Genomic DNA, 13,842 nt, shown 5'->3' with positions numbered 1-13,842 from the left:
CCTCACGTGCCCGCCGAGTTGAACACCACCTCCGGCGCCTCCGTATCCAAGGGTGGCCCGTGCTCCCCCGCACGGGCCACCCTGAACGGAGGTCCCCTTGGCCGGCAACGTCACCTCGTTGTTCCGCGGCACCGCCGCGCACAGCCCTTCGATGGCGGCGCTGACGCGGGAGGGCGGCGACGGAACCGGCCCGGTGGACTTCTGCATCCCCTGCAACCCGTACTTCCCGACACCCGCCATGTTCGAGGAGATGTCGGCCCGGCTGCGCGAGATCGTCACGTACTACCCGAGCAGCGCCGACACCATCACGAGTGAGCTGTGCGGCCTCCTCCAGCTGCCGCCGCAGTGCGTGGCGATGGGCAACGGCTCCACCGAGCTGATCACCTGGATCGACCATCTGCTGGTCCGGGAGTCCCTGGCCGTCCCGGTGCCCACCTTCGGCCGCTGGACCGACCAGCCGATGGAGACCGGCAAGCGGGTCGACATGTTCCCGCTCCAGGAGGTGAACGGCTTCGCGCTGGACCTCGGCCAGTACGCCGAGTTCATCCGGGCCAGGGGCACCAGGGTGGCGGTCGTCTGCAACCCGAACAACCCCGACGGCGGCTATCTGCGCCGCCAGCAGGTCGTGCAGTTCATGGACGCGATGGCCGACCTGGACCTGGTGGTCGTGGACGAGTCCTTCCTGGAGTTCGCCGACGCGGAGAGCGAACCGAGCGTCGTCCAGGAGGCCATGCTCCGCCCCAACGTGATCGTGCTGCGCAGCCTCGGCAAGAACTTCGGTCTGCACGGCATACGCTTCGGCTACCTGGTCGCCAACCCGGCGCTCGCCGGCAAGGTCCGCTCCATGCTGCCGAAGTGGAACCTCAACTCCTTCGCCGAGCACGTGGTGTTCATGCTCAAGGAGCACGGCTCCGAGTACGTGCAGAGCCTGATGCAGGTCCGCCGCGACCGGCTGGAGATGGCCAGCCGGCTCTCCGCACTGCCCGGCCTCACCGTGTACCCCTCCCAGGGGAACTTCCTCTTCGTGCGCCTGCCCGTCGGCGCCGAGGGCACGGTGGTCCGGGACCGGATGCTCACCGAGCACCGGATCCTGGTCCGCGAGTGCGGCAACAAGATCGGATCCTCCAGCCGCTTCCTGCGGCTCGTGGTGCGCCCCCAGGTCGACGTGCGTCGCCTGGTGTCCGGCCTGGAGCAGGTGCTCTACGGGTCCAGGAGGGGAGCCGCCGTGCCCGAGCTGGGCGCCGGGACCAGCTACAGCTCGGGCACGGCGGCGGTGGACCGGCTGGTCAGCGAGACCAACGGGGCCGGCCTGCAGCTCACCGCGGCCGCCCCCGCTCCCGCCGTCGGCACCGGCATGCCGCTCCCCGCCGCCGTGGCTCCGGCCGGCGGCGGGATGCCGATGCCGGCGGCAGCCCAGCCGACGGCCACCCCGCCGATGCCCACCCCGGCCGCCCCGCCGATGGCCGCCCCGGCCACCCCGCCGATGGCCGCCTCGGCCGCCCTGCCGGCGTTCGCACCGACGCCGACGCCGGCACCCGCGCAAGCACCCGCACCCGTTCCGGGGCCGACGCCCCCGCCGGTTCCCGCACCCGCACCCTTTCCCGCGCCGGCGCCGAGTCCGGTCCCCGTGCCGGCGGCCTCCCTGGCAGCGCCGAATCCTGTCCCCGTGCCGGCGGCCTCCCTGGCAGCGCCGAATCCTGTCCCGGTGCCGGCCGCACCGGTTCCGGCCGCTCCCGTTCCCGCCGCTCCCGCCGCGGCCGTGGCGGTCGCTCCCACCCCGCCCGGCGTCCCGGCCCGCGGCGGGCTCACCGCGGCCCAGGTCCGCGGCATGACGGCGCCGGCCCCCGCCACGGGTCTGACCCCCGCCCCGGCGACCGGCTGGCCGAACGCCCAGAGCTGGCCGAACGCCGCGGGCGCGCAGGCCGCCGGCTGACGGCACGGCTGCGGCTGCCGCTGCCGCTGCCGCTTGACGGGTTCACCGGCCGGACGGTCCGTGGCTCCGCGGCCCCCGGACGGTCGGGACGGCTGACGCGGTTCACGGCTGATGTCCGCGAGGCCGTCGTGGGCCTCGGCGCCGACCCCGGTCTGTGCCCGCGCCCCCCTTCGCCGAGGGGGACGCGGACTCACGTAGGCCCTTCGGTGCCGCTAGGGCCTAGGGCACTGCTTCCATGCCATGTGGTACACCGTGCTGATCTCGCCGTCCGTCGAGTCCATGGTCATGAAGCTGACCTTGTCGGGGTTCGCCGTACCGGCGTTCACGCGCAGCTCGGTGTTGATGTTGAAGTTGCGCAGCACCCCGCAGGGCGCCCAGACCAGTTGCGCCCAGTCGGTGGAGTCGGTGGCCTGCCAGTCGTCGTTGTAGGGGCCGTTGAAGGGGTGGTTCCTGGGCACGGTGCTCGGAGAGCCCTGGAAGTAGTACGACGCCTTCTGCGTGGCCGAGGCACCCCGCTGGAGCGCGGCGAAGCCGCGGTAGTCGGCGCTGGCTATCGCGTAGGTGAAGCCCTGCGGTACGTGGACCACCAGGTTGAGCTGACAGTTCTTGCGGAAGTCCGTGGGATCGGAGTTGCCGCCGGCCTTGGCCAGGTAGTCGCTGTAGGTGACGGTGAAGGCCGTGTTGTCCGGCGACACCGCCACGGCGGCCGTGCCGGCCGGGCAGCCCGAGCCGTTCACCGTCGCCACATCGATGACGATCTTGTCCGGAGGCGGGTCGTCGAAGACGGAGGAAGGGCCCTGCGTGGGCAGCGCGGTGGTGAGGAGAGCGGCGACGGCGCCGCTCAGGAGGAGTCCACCAGCCATGGTTTCTCCCGGTTGTCGGGTGGGGGGTCGGCCTCCCTCCCATGACCGTTCAAAGGTGAAGAAACTGTGTGCTGCCTGTGAAACGGGGATGGAGGCGTGGGCATCGTAGGAAGCCCCGCCCGGGCCCGGGAGGGTGAACTCCGGCCATTCACACCGGGGTTTTCACGCGTGCGCGTGCGCACCAGGACCGCCGTGCCGCAGTGCCCGCCGGACCGGGCGTCCGCCGTGCGCGCGCCCGCCGGACCGGGCGCTCGCACGGCGGCCACGCGGCCACTCCGCCCGGACGCCCCGGAAGACCCGGGCACCCAGGAGACCCGGGCGCCCAGGAGACACGGACGTCCTGGAGACTCAGGCGCCCCGGAGGCCCGAGGGCAGGAGCGTCGCCGGGGAGGCGGCCGGGTGCCCCACCTCCAGCGATCCGAGGATTCCCCTCAGGAGGCTGACTCCCGGGACCCCGGCGGGCGGGACGGGACCCGGCGCCGCCTCGGCGGCAGGGGCGGAGGCCAGCAGGGCGGCGGCCAGGACGGTGACGCAGGCAATCTTCTTGATCATGCGGAGCCCAACGAACGACGCCCGGCGGGGAAACCACCGTTGCGCCGAGCGGGTGCCCCCGGCCCGCCGCACGGGTTCGTCCCGGCCGTCCGCTAGGGGTTCTCCCAGGCCGCCGGCTCCGCCGCCAGTGCGCGGACCGGGTCGGGCAGCGCGTCCGCCGCGAGGTCGGCGAGGGTGACGCCCTCCAGGATCCGGCGGACGTTGGCGCGCAGGGCGATCCACAGGGGCAGCAGGGGCTGGGCGGTGCCGGTGTAGGCGAGACCCGTCGGGCGTTCGCCGCGCACCGACACGATCGGACCGTCGACCGCCCGGATGACGTCCGCCACAGTGATCGAGGCGGCCTCCCGCGCCAGCCGGTAGCCGCCGCCCCCGCCACGCCGGCTGTCGACGATCCCGGCCCGCCGCAGATCTCCCAGAATGCCCTCGAGGAACTTGTGCGGGATGTCCTGTACGGCGGCGATTTCCTCTGCCTTCACCTGGCCGTCACCCTGCCGTACGGCCAGCTCCAGTACCGCCCGTACCGCGTAATCCGCCCGCGCCGAGATCCTCATGCGTCCATTGTGGGCCGTGTCGCCATGGACAATGGCCGGACCCGCGCCCCGTAAGATCGCCCGGGAGGATCCACCTTGGCGCTCAGCAGACGTAACTTCAGTGCCCTGGCCGGCTCGGCCGCCCTGGGGCTCGCCCTGGGCGGCAGCGGCGGCCCCGGCGCACCCGCGGCGTTCGCGGGCAGCAGCGTGCCGACCGGGCCGGCCCCGGCACCGCCGAGCGCCGACGGCGAGCGTCACACGATCGGGTACGACCGGTACTCGCTGCTCGTGGACGGGCGGCGGCTGGTGGTGTGGTCCGGGGAGCTGCATCCCTTCCGGCTGCCGAGCCCGTCCCTGTGGCGGGACGTGCTGCAGAAGATGCGGGCGCACGGTTACAACGCCGTCAGCATCTACGTGGCCTGGAACTACCACTCCCCCGCCCCCGGCGCGTACGACTTCACCGGCGTCCGGGACCTCGGCCTGTTCCTCCGCACGGCCGCCGAGACCGGTCTGTACGTCATCCTGCGGCCGGGCCCGTACATCAACGCCGAGGTCGACGGCGGCGGCTTCCCCGGCTGGCTGACCGCGACGAAGGGCAGGGCCCGGACCGACGATCCGGCGTACCTGTCGCACGTCGACGGATGGCTGACCCAGGTGAACCGGATCGCCCGCCGGTACCTGTTCACGCAGGGCGGCGGCACGGTGCTGCTGTACCAGATCGAGAACGAGTACGACGCCCATGTGAGTGAGGCCACCGGCCGGAACTACATGTCCCACCTGTACCGGAAGGTGCGGGCCGACGGCATCGACGTTCCGCTGTTCCACAACGACAAGGGACGCAACGGGTACTGGGTGCCCGGCTCGTTCGACACGGGCGGGGAGAAGGGCGGCTGGCTGTACGGTTTCGACGGGTACCCGTCGCCGTCCCAGACCCCGCCGGACTGGGGGCACTACGGACCCGGCGGGGCGAAGGGCGGGGCCACGGCCTCGCCGTCGACACCCGGGTTCGTGCCCGAGTTCGGGGGCGGCTGGTTCGACCCGTGGGGCGGGGCGTGGTTCGACGGCAAGGGGTACGCCGAGTCGCGGCGCACCCGGGACGCGGCCTACGAGCGCCGCTTCTACCTGACCAACCTCGCCAACGGGCTCACCCTGCACAACGTGTACATGACCTTCGGCGGGACCTCCTGGGGCTGGCTGCCCGCGCCCGTCGTCTACACGTCATACGACTACGGCGCCGCGATCGACGAGGGCCGCAACGTCACCGACAAGATCGCACCGATGCACCAGCTCGGACACCTGCTGCAGCGCGTGCCGGACTTCGCCAAGCTGGACCGGGCGGCCGAGGTGAAGGCCGAGGGGCTGAAGGTCTACCACCTCACCAACCAGGACACCGGCACACATGTGTACGTCGCCCGCAACGACGGCACGGACGCCGTCACGACCGACCTGCCGACCGAGGCCGGCGACCTGCGGATCACCGTGCCCGGCAAGGACGCCAAGCTGCTGACCACCGGGCTCCCGCTGGGCGAGCGGACCCTGAAGTACGCGACCACCGAGCCCATGCTGTGCCTGACCGCGGGCCGGCAGGACATCGCCGTGTTCACCGGGCGGCGCGACGAGATGGCCGAGCTGGTGCTGAAGTGCCCCGTCGAGCCGTTCGTGCAGCGGCTGGACCCGGAGGGCGCCTGGGTCTACGACCGCGACGAACTCCTCGTGAACGCGCCCCTCGGCCAGGGCGGCCTGACCCGGGTACTGGTGCAGAAGGGCGAGTCGGAGACCCCGCTGCTGCTGCTCTTCGCCGACGACGCCACCGCCGTCCGCCTGTTCCCGTACGACACCCCGTCCGGGACCCTGCTCGTGTACGGCCCGGCGCTGCTGCGCCACGCCGAGGTCCGCGGCTCGGAGGTCCACCTGACCGGTGACGTCACCCAGGAGACGAACGTGGAGGTGTGGGGCCCGCGAGGGATCGACACCCTGGTGTGGAACGGGCGCAGGCTGCCCACCCGGAGCACCCTCGCCGGCAGCGTGATGACCATCGGTGTGCTGCAGGCCGTCCCCGATGTGCGGCTGCCCGAGCTGGGCGGCTGGCGGATGCGCACGGAGAACCCGGAGGCGGGCCCGGGCTTCGACGACTCGTCGTGGAAGCGGGCCGACAAGACCTCCTCGTACAGCACCACCGCCGTCCCGAAGGGCGGCCCGGTGTTGTTCGCCGACGACTACGGCTTCCACTACGGAGACGTCTGGTACCGGGGTTCCTTCAGCGACACCAGCGGCGTCGAGGAGGTCTCGCTCGCCTACAGCACCGGTACCCAGGGCCTGCTGATGGCCTGGCTGGACGGCGAGCCGCTGGGCACTCACCGGATGCCCGTGCCGGACAAGGAGGTCACGGTACGCAAGGGCAGCTGGGCGGACACGGCGGTCTTCCCCGTACGCGAGCGGCTGCGCTCCCCCGGCCGGCACGTGCTGTCGGTCCTCGTCCGGCGCATGCAGCACGACCAGGACGGCAAGGCGCTGGACACCCACAAGGTGGCCCGCGGCCTGACCGCGGTGACCTTCGAGGGCGCGTCCCCGGAGGTGAGCTGGCGCATCCAGGGCGCCGGCCCCGCCGACCCGGTGCGCGGGCCGATGAACAACGGCGGCCTGTACGGCGAGCGGGAGGGCTGGCACCTGCCCGGCTTCCGGGACGGTGACTGGGAGAAGGCCTCCTTCCCGCGCGCCGAGCGGCGGCAGGGCGTGACCTGGTACCGGACCTCGTTCCGGCTGGCGGTACCCGCCGACATCGACGCGTCGATCGGCCTGACCCTGGACGACGACCCGTACCGGGCCTACCGCGCCCAGATCTTCCTCAACGGCTGGAACCTCGGCCAGTACATCAACAACGTCGGCCCGCAGCACACCTTCGTGCTGCCCAACGGCATCCTGCGCACGCGGGGCACCAACACGCTGGCGCTGGCGGTCCTCTCGGAGTTCACCACTTTGTCGGGCCCCGGAACGGCACGGCTGACCCTGCTCGGCAGGGCGGCCGGCGGACTGCCGGTCAGCCCGGTCTGATCAGCGGAGCCGGGCCGGGCCCGCGGATCATTTTCCGTTGAACGACTGTCGCCGGGAACGCATGACGTGGGCACATCCAGGCGCGTACGCTCGGACCAGCCGTGACCGGGAGGGAGAAAGGGGACCGATGAGCATCGCGGGCGCGCGACGGGCAGGTGCACGGCTCGCCTCCCGGCTGCGCCGCCCCCGCTCCGGACCGACGATGCGGTCCCTGGCCGCCGACCTCATCGCCGCCGTCCGCAGCCGCCCCGAGCAGCCCGACGGTGTGCGGGAGTTGGGGCTGGCGCTGTGCGAGGAGATGAGCGCGCTGCGCGGCGGCCGGCCCGTGGAGCTGCGGTTCGAAAGGTTCCCGGACGAGATAGAAGTCACCGGGCTGTGGGTGGAGTTCGCCGACTTCGACCTGGTCATCGTGGAGGAGCGGGCCGAGGCCGTGCAGCAGCTGGTGATCCTCGGCCACGAGTTGTGGCACCTGCACGCCGGACACCGGCACCACCACCTGGCCGAGGCCACCGCCGCCCGCGCCCTCGCCGACGCGCCCGGCTGGCGGGAGGCGGCCCTCACGGTGGCCGCCCGCAACGGCTCCCGGGAGGCCGACGAGGCCGAGGCCGACGACTTCGGCCACCGCCTGGCCACCCGGTTCCGGTCCCAGCTCTCGGGGACCCGTGACACACCACTCGACCCTGTCCAGCGTTCCCTGGGCTATCGAGGGGGCGAGCGGGCGAACCGGGCACCGAGAAGCAGAGGAGCCGGGCGGTGACCGTGCTGGCGCTGAACCCCTCCGGGTTCCTCAGCGAGTTCTACATCTCCTTCTGGATCCCCACGGCCGTCCTCACCGCCGCCCTGGTGATCAAGCTGCCCACGATCATCCGGCTGTGGCGCGACCCGCTGCTGCGTGCGGTCGGCGGACTGCTGCTGCTCGCCTGCGCGGTGTTCGTCTTCTGCACGCCGTCCACCATCGCCCGGGTCAACCGGCTCACCGGCGTGCCCAATATCTCGGCGCCCTGGTGCTATTCGCTGCTCACCGCGTTCTGCGGCTCCTGTCTGCTGCTCATCATCACCTGGCGCAACGGCCTTTCCGACCGCTCGGCCGCCACCCGGCGCGCGATGCGCTGGGTGATCGCGATGTACGCCGGGGTGATCGCCGCCCTGTGGGTGCTGTTCGCACTCGCCGACTGCCCCGAGGAGCGGCTGCGGGACCTCGACACCTACTACGCCACGACGCCGTTCATGCGCGAGGAGATCCTGCTCTACCTCGTCGCGCACGCCGTGGCCTGTCTCATCACCTCCCGGCTCATCTGGAACTGGGTGCGCACCGAGGGCCTGGACGCCTGGCTGCGCTGGGGCCTGAAACTGCTCGGCGCCGGCTACGTGCTGAACCTGAACTTCGACGCGATCAAGCTGACCGCCGTCACCGCCCGCTGGTGCGGGCAGGACCTGGACTGGCTCAGCACCGACCTCGCCCCGCCCGTCGCCGCGCTGTCCGCCATCCTCATCGCCGTCGGCTTCATCCTCCCGCACGCCGGCCAGTACCTGCACGACCGCTGGCAGGTCCGGCTCGCCCACCGCGAACTGCGGCCCCTGTACCAGCTGATGCGCAGCACGAGCGGCGAGGGCGTGCCGTTCGTGCTGCGCGCCACCCCCGAACTCAGGCTCACCCGGCGCGAGACGTTCATCCGCGACGTGCTGCTGCCGCTGGCCCGGCACATCGACACCGGGCTGGGCGGACGCGCGTACGAGGCCGCGCTCGGGCTCGGCCATCCGGCCGAACGGGCCCGCGCACTGGCCGCCGCGGTGAGCATCCTCGACGCGGTCGAGACCAAGGGCCGTACGCCGGAGCCGGCCGAGCCTGCCGCCGGGCCCGACACCACCAGTCTGCTCCAGGAGATCGGGGCGGTCTCCCGAGCCCTCCGCCGTCCGGACGACATCGAGGCGGTCCGCGCGCTGGCGGCCGCCCCAGCAGAGAGCGTTGCCGTACATGAGTGATCACAGACCCACCGCCGTCGTGCTCGGCGGGTCCCTGGCCGGCCTGCTCGCGGCCCGTGCCCTGTCCGCCGGCGGAGCCCGGGTGACGGTGGTGGAGCGGGACGCGCTGCCCGCCGGGCCCGAGCCGCGCAAGGGGCTGCCGCAGGCCCGGCATGTGCACCAGCTGTGGTCGGGCGGGGCGCGGGCGCTGGAGGAACTGCTGCCCGGGGCGATCGGACGGTTGCGGGCGGCCGGGGTGAGCCGGGTGCCGATGACCACGGACATGGTGGCGCTGTCCCCGTACGGCTGGTACCGGCGCTGGAGCGAGTCCGCGTTCATGCTGCCCGCCAGCCGGGACCTGACGGACTGGGTGGTACGGCAGCTCGTGCTCGCCGACGGGCGGATCGAACTCGTGGAGCGGGCCGAGGCGACGGGGCTCACCGGTACGGAGCGTGCGGTGACCGGCGTCCGCGTCCGCGCCGACGACCACACGGTGCGCACGCTGCCGGCCGGCCTGGTCGTGGACGCCACGGGCCGCGGCTCCCGTGCCGTGCGGTGGCTGACCGGCCTGGGGCTGCCAGCTGTCGAGCGGCGCGAGGTCGACTCCGGGCTGGTGTACGCCAGCCGGCTGTTCCGGGCGCCCGAGCAGGCGCGGCACGGCTTCCCGATCGTCAGCGTCGAGCCCGATCCGAGGGGTGCGGGGACCGGGCGCGGGGGCGTGCTGATGCCGGTCGAGGACGGCAAGTGGATCGTCACGCTGTTCGGCGGCCGTGGCGACGAACCGCCCTCCACGGGTGCGGAGTTCGCCAGGTACGCCCGCGAGGAGCTGCGGCACCCGTTGATCGGGGAGCTGCTCGGCGGGGGCGCGGAGCCGCTCGGCGAGGTCGCGGTGACGCGTACGACGGCGAACCGGCGGCACTACTTCGAGCGGATGCCTGCGTGGCCGGAGAACTTCGTGGTCGTCGGCGACGCGGTGTGTGCGCTGAACCCGCTCTACGGCCACGGGATGGCGGTCGCCGCCCGGTCGGCGCGGGTGCTCGGCGAGGTGGTGCGGCGTCAGGGGCTCGGGCGCCCGGGCCTGGCCCGGGACGTGCAGAAGGAGGTCGGCCGGACGGTCCGGGCCGCGTGGGACCTCGCCGTCGGGGCGGACGTGTTCTATCCCGGCGCGACCGAGAAGGGGCCGACATTGCGGGACCGGGTCATGGCCGCGTACGTCGGCCGGCTGCTGTACACCGCGACGGGCAACGGCCGGGTCGCCCGCCGGGTGACCGACGTGACGGCGCTGGAGCGGGGCGCGGAGACCTTGCTGTCCCCGAGCGTCGCCCTGGCAGCGGCGGTGGGCCCCCTCAAACGTCCGCTCGCGGCACCGCCGTTGACGGCACGGGAGCGGCGCGCCGCGGGGGTCTGAACGCCGCCCGGGCCGGTCCCGGGGTGCCTGAGACCGTCCCGGGCCGCGGGTGAGCCGTGGCCGGTCGCGCGGTTTCCCGCGCCCCTGGGGGTGGCGTGGTTCGTTCAGGCGGTGAAGGGGGGTTGGGGCAGGCCCTTGCCGGCTGCTGGTAGTACCAGGAGGGAGCCGGAGAGGGGGTGGGGAGCCAGGAGGCCCGTGCGGGCTGTGGTGAGGTACAGGTCGGTCAGGTCGGCGCCGCCGAACGCGCAGGCCGTCGGACGCGGCGTCGGCAGGCTGACGACCCGGTCCAGCTCGCCGTCGGGCGTGTAGCGGCGTACCGCTCCGCCGTCCCACAGCGCCACCCACACACAGCCCTCCGCGTCGACCGTGAGGCCGTCCGGGAAGCCCGCGCCCTCCTCGATCTGCACCAGCGGGCGCCGGTCGTGGACGCCGTCGGCGTCGTGGTCGAAGACGTCCACGCGGCGCGTCGGGGTGTCGGTGTAGTACATCAGGCGGCCGTCCGGGCTCCAGCCCGTGCCGTTGCTGACGGTGACGCCGGAAAGGACCGTCTTGGCCGTCCCGTCGCCGGTCACACGGGTCAGCGTGCCACCCCCCGGCGCCTCGTCGTACCGCATCGTGCCCGCCCAGAGGGAGCCGTCGGGGGCGACGGCGGCGTCGTTGGCCCGGCGGCCGGGCACCGGCTCGTGGTGGAGCCAGCGGAACGTGTCGTCGGGGTCCAGCAGCCCCACGCCGTCCCGCAGGTTCAGCACCAGGCCACCGCCCGCCCGGGGCTTGGCCGCGCCGACGTGCTGCGGTGTCGTACGGACCGTACGGCGGCCGGTCGCCGGGTCGTACGTGTGCACCCGCATGCCGAGGATGTCGACCCAGATGAGCCGGCCCGTCGCCGGGTCCCAGGCGGGGCCCTCGCCGAGGGTCGCCGCGGCCCGCACCGCCACCTCGTACCGGGTCATGCCGCGCTCCGGTGCCCCAGCCGCTGCGACAGCTCCTCCGCCCCCTGCACGGCGAGCCGCTCCAGTTCGGCCCGGCGCTCGTCGCTCCAGCGGATCATCGGGACGGAGACGGACAGCGCGGCCACGACCTGCCCGGTGCGGTCGCGGACCGGCGCGGCCACGCAGGACACGTCCGGGTTGGACTCACGGCTCTCCACGGCGATCCCGCGCTGCCGGACGCCGGCCAGGGCCTCGCGCAGGGCGGCCGGGTCGGTGATGCTGTTCGGGGTCATCGCGGTCAGCTCCGCGCCGTCCGGGATCCGCGCCGCCAGCTCCTGCTCCGGCAGCGAGGCCAGCAGCATCTTGCCGACCGAGGTGCAGTGGGCCGGCAGCCGGCGGCCGGCGGCCGACACCATGCGCACCGCGTGCGTGGAGTCGACCTTGGCGATGTAGATGACGTCGGTGTCCTCGAGGATGGCCACGTGGACCGTCTCGTCGCAGGTCTCGGCGACCGAGCGGGCCACCTGCTGCCCTTCGGCGGCGAGGTCGAGCTGCTCGGCGTAGCGGCTGCCGAGCTGGTACGGCCGCACACCGAGGCGGTACCGTCCGGGCTGTCCGGGCACCTGCACGATGTAGGACCGTGCGGCGAGCGTGGTGACCAGCTCGTGCACGGTGGTGCGCGGCAGTTGCAGCCTGCGCACGATGTCGGGGGCGGAGAGCGTCCCGTCTCCGTCGAGGAACAGCTCCAGAATGTCGAGAGCCCGGGTCACGGCAGGCACGAGGCGTCCCACGTCCGGCCCCCTCCCTTGGGTCTAAGCGTCTGTGTGGGGATATCCCGCACGAGATGTTCGAGATATCAACAGGCGATCGGCATGACGAACACAGGCTAGTCATGCGGGGTTGCCCGGGCAATGGGCCGGGAGCGGGCGGGGCACCATGGATGTCATGCGTCTCGACTTCCAGCTGGTGCTGCTGCGCCGCATGGCCGACCACAACCCGGACCTCGTCGAGAACGCCCGGCGGGAGCTGGGCGCCTCGATCGCGGACATGCGCGAGACGAACAAGCGCTGGCAGGCGATGGTCCGCTCGCCGCGGGCCCGGGGTGCCGCCGCCCGCTACCGCTCCGTGCTCGGCGAGCCCGCGGCCGTCCTGCCCCGCCGTCTGGGCGACGTCGACTGCGAGGCCCGGCAGTGGGCCCTGCCGCTCTGGCCCGGTCTGCGCTTCGAGGTGCTCGTCGGCCCCGACGGCGGGGTGTGGAACGAGTGGCTGGTGCGGGCCCCGGGCACCCCGGCCCCGCGGCTGCGCACCCTGGAGGACCTCACCCCCTGGTCCTGCACGGTGGACGAGGCCGCCCGCGCCTTCGCCCCGGCCCGCCCGCTGGAGGGCACGGCCCCCACCCGGTGGGGGCTCGCGTTCACCGCGCCGGACCGGGACGGCGTACGGCACGAGGTGGTCGCCGAGTTCACCTGGGGGCTGCTCCAGCGGACGGCGGTCCTGTCCTGAAGGCGCCCGGGCGGGTCGGACACCGTCGTCCGTCCACGGGAGAAGGAGATGCGCCGGGGCCTGGTCCCGCCCGTCAGGCAGGGGGCTGGGCCGCCCTGAGGATCGCCGCCGTGACGTGCGGCAGCGAACCGGGGTGCAGCCACAGGAACAGGTTCGGCTCGACCAGCTCCAGTTCCATCAGGCAGGGTTCGCCGTGGTCCCCGTCGACGAGGTCCACGCGCGCGTACAGCAGTCCGGCTCCGCCGGGCACGGCCGCCAACGCCTTCTCGGCGACGGCGAGTTCGGCCGCCGTGGGCTGCCAGGGCTCCAGGCCGGGATGGACGGCCTTGTCGGCGTCGTACGGGGCGCCGGGCGTGAGGACGGCCCCCTTCCGGCTGGCGTGCAGCAGCCGGCCGCCGAAGAACTGCAGCGCCCGTTCCCCGCGCTCGTCGATGCCCGGCATGTACGGCTGCACCATCGCGGTGAGGCCGTCGGCGTGCAGCCGCTCGAGGTGCCGTGCCGCCGCGGCGTGTTCGCCGGGCGTGTAGCGGGCGACGAACCGGGAGCCGGCGCCCGAGGTCGGCTTGATCACGAACTCGTGGCCGACGGGCAGGCCGGCCGGCTCACCCGGTGCGATGTAGCGGGTGGGGACGGTGGGCACGCCGGCCGCCGCCAGCTCCGCGAGGTAGCACTTGTCGGTGTTCCAGCGCACGACGGGCGCCGGGTTGGCCAGCCGGGTGAGCGCGCCGACCCGCTCCACCCAGGCGGCGAACTCCGCGGCCCGCCAGCTGTAGTCCCAGGTCGAACGGATGACCACCAGGTCGTAGCCGCCCCAGTCCGCCTCCGGGTCGTCCCAGTACCGGGCCTCCGCCTCGGCACCGGCGTCCCCCAGCGCCCGCACCAGGACCGGCAGATCGGTGTCCAGGCTCGGCCCGGTTCCGGGGTCGTAGGTGGCGAGGGCGATGCGCGGCACGGCGGGCTCCCTGTCGTACGGCGGTTCGATGGGCGGGTGCGGCTGCGAGGCTAGCAACGCCGCCGGACCGAAGCAGCCCATTTGATCTTCGCCGTCGGGGCCACCCGGCCACGGAACGTTCCGCTCCTGGTGTAGGAAGGTGCTGTCGTCCCCGGTGGC

12 protein-coding genes are annotated in these 13,842 nt (G+C 73.3%); 6 read left to right on the top strand and 6 right to left on the bottom strand.

Annotation, left to right across the window (positions count from 1 at the left end; all coding sequences use genetic code 11):
• Window positions 1-97 precede the first annotated feature (97 nt).
• Entirely contained in the window at window positions 98-1,933 is a 1,836-nt protein-coding gene (locus JK359_RS02780; protein WP_201831171.1) for a pyridoxal phosphate-dependent aminotransferase, read from the top strand.
• 212 nt (window positions 1,934-2,145) lie between these two features.
• On the opposite strand, the gene JK359_RS02775 is transcribed toward JK359_RS02780, so the two are convergent.
• The 3 genes from JK359_RS02775 to JK359_RS02765 form a co-directional block, all read right to left on the bottom strand.
• Window positions 2,146-2,796: a DUF4360 domain-containing protein gene (locus JK359_RS02775; RefSeq protein WP_201831169.1), complete on the bottom strand. Its 651-nt coding sequence runs from the start codon at window positions 2,794-2,796 to the stop codon at window positions 2,146-2,148.
• Window positions 2,797-3,144: 348 nt separating this feature from the next.
• Window positions 3,145-3,348, bottom strand: a complete 204-nt coding sequence (locus JK359_RS02770) for a hypothetical protein (RefSeq protein ID WP_201831167.1) — start codon at window positions 3,346-3,348, stop codon at window positions 3,145-3,147.
• A gap of 92 nt (window positions 3,349-3,440) precedes the next feature.
• The gene (locus JK359_RS02765) at window positions 3,441-3,899 is read right to left on the bottom strand and encodes an RrF2 family transcriptional regulator (protein ID WP_201831165.1); all 459 of its coding nucleotides are present in this window, start codon (window positions 3,897-3,899) and stop codon (window positions 3,441-3,443) included.
• Between the two features lie 75 nt (window positions 3,900-3,974).
• Here JK359_RS02765 and JK359_RS02760 point away from each other — a divergent pair, with 75 nt between their 5' ends.
• The 4 genes from JK359_RS02760 to JK359_RS02745 all read left to right on the top strand — a co-directional run bounded on the left by JK359_RS02760 (window position 3,975) and on the right by JK359_RS02745 (window position 10,299).
• Window positions 3,975-6,929 (top strand): glycoside hydrolase family 35 protein, encoded by a 2,955-nt coding sequence (locus JK359_RS02760; RefSeq protein ID WP_201831163.1) that lies wholly within the window; start codon window positions 3,975-3,977, stop codon window positions 6,927-6,929.
• Window positions 6,930-7,056: 127 nt separating this feature from the next.
• A complete protein-coding gene (locus tag JK359_RS02755) occupies window positions 7,057-7,686 on the top strand; it encodes a toxin-antitoxin system, toxin component family protein (RefSeq protein WP_201831161.1) in 630 nt (209 codons plus the stop codon).
• Window positions 7,683-8,912 (top strand): MAB_1171c family putative transporter, encoded by a 1,230-nt coding sequence (locus tag JK359_RS02750; protein WP_201831159.1) that lies wholly within the window; start codon window positions 7,683-7,685, stop codon window positions 8,910-8,912. Before JK359_RS02755 ends, JK359_RS02750 begins: the two co-directional genes overlap by 4 nt.
• Window positions 8,905-10,299, top strand: coding sequence for an NAD(P)/FAD-dependent oxidoreductase (locus JK359_RS02745; protein WP_201831158.1), 1,395 nt, complete (start codon window positions 8,905-8,907; stop codon window positions 10,297-10,299). The genes JK359_RS02750 and JK359_RS02745 overlap by 8 nt, the downstream gene beginning before the upstream one ends.
• A 104-nt stretch (window positions 10,300-10,403) precedes the next feature.
• On the opposite strand, the gene JK359_RS02740 is transcribed toward JK359_RS02745, so the two are convergent.
• Together JK359_RS02740 and JK359_RS02735 are read right to left on the bottom strand one after the other, a co-directional pair.
• Window positions 10,404-11,249, bottom strand: a complete 846-nt coding sequence (locus JK359_RS02740) for an SMP-30/gluconolactonase/LRE family protein (RefSeq protein WP_201831157.1) — start codon at window positions 11,247-11,249, stop codon at window positions 10,404-10,406.
• A complete protein-coding gene (locus JK359_RS02735) occupies window positions 11,246-12,019 on the bottom strand; it encodes an IclR family transcriptional regulator (protein WP_201831156.1) in 774 nt (257 codons plus the stop codon). Before JK359_RS02735 ends, JK359_RS02740 begins: the two co-directional genes overlap by 4 nt.
• Before the next feature lie 145 nt (window positions 12,020-12,164).
• Here JK359_RS02735 and JK359_RS02730 point away from each other — a divergent pair, with 145 nt between their 5' ends.
• A complete protein-coding gene (locus JK359_RS02730) occupies window positions 12,165-12,731 on the top strand; it encodes a hypothetical protein (RefSeq protein WP_201831155.1) in 567 nt (188 codons plus the stop codon).
• 73 nt (window positions 12,732-12,804) lie between these two features.
• Here JK359_RS02730 and JK359_RS02725 read toward each other — a convergent pair whose 3' ends face one another.
• Entirely contained in the window at window positions 12,805-13,683 is an 879-nt protein-coding gene (locus tag JK359_RS02725) for an ATP-grasp domain-containing protein (protein ID WP_201831154.1), read from the bottom strand.
• Window positions 13,684-13,842 lie beyond the last annotated feature (159 nt).

Source organism: Streptomyces actinomycinicus (assembly GCF_016741775.1).
In the GTDB taxonomy this organism is placed as follows: domain Bacteria; phylum Actinomycetota; class Actinomycetes; order Streptomycetales; family Streptomycetaceae; genus Streptomyces; species Streptomyces actinomycinicus.
The sequence above is the reverse complement of the archived record's forward strand: the minus strand, read 5'-3'. Positions and strand labels throughout refer to the sequence as shown.

Bases quoted from the DNA above. Each gene is read 5' to 3' on its own strand.
- JK359_RS02775 (WP_201831169.1), bottom strand. From the start codon at position 2,796: ATGGCTGGTGGACTCCTCCTGAGCGGCGCCGTCGCCGCTCTCCTCACC.
- JK359_RS02770 (WP_201831167.1), bottom strand. From the start codon at position 3,348: ATGATCAAGAAGATTGCCTGCGTCACCGTCCTGGCCGCCGCCCTGCTG.
- JK359_RS02765 (WP_201831165.1), bottom strand. From the start codon at position 3,899: ATGAGGATCTCGGCGCGGGCGGATTACGCGGTACGGGCGGTACTGGAG.
- JK359_RS02755 (WP_201831161.1), top strand. From the start codon at position 7,057: ATGAGCATCGCGGGCGCGCGACGGGCAGGTGCACGGCTCGCCTCCCGG.
- JK359_RS02745 (WP_201831158.1), top strand. From the start codon at position 8,905: ATGAGTGATCACAGACCCACCGCCGTCGTGCTCGGCGGGTCCCTGGCC.
- JK359_RS02740 (WP_201831157.1), bottom strand. From the start codon at position 11,249: ATGACCCGGTACGAGGTGGCGGTGCGGGCCGCGGCGACCCTCGGCGAG.
- JK359_RS02730 (WP_201831155.1), top strand. From the start codon at position 12,165: ATGGATGTCATGCGTCTCGACTTCCAGCTGGTGCTGCTGCGCCGCATG.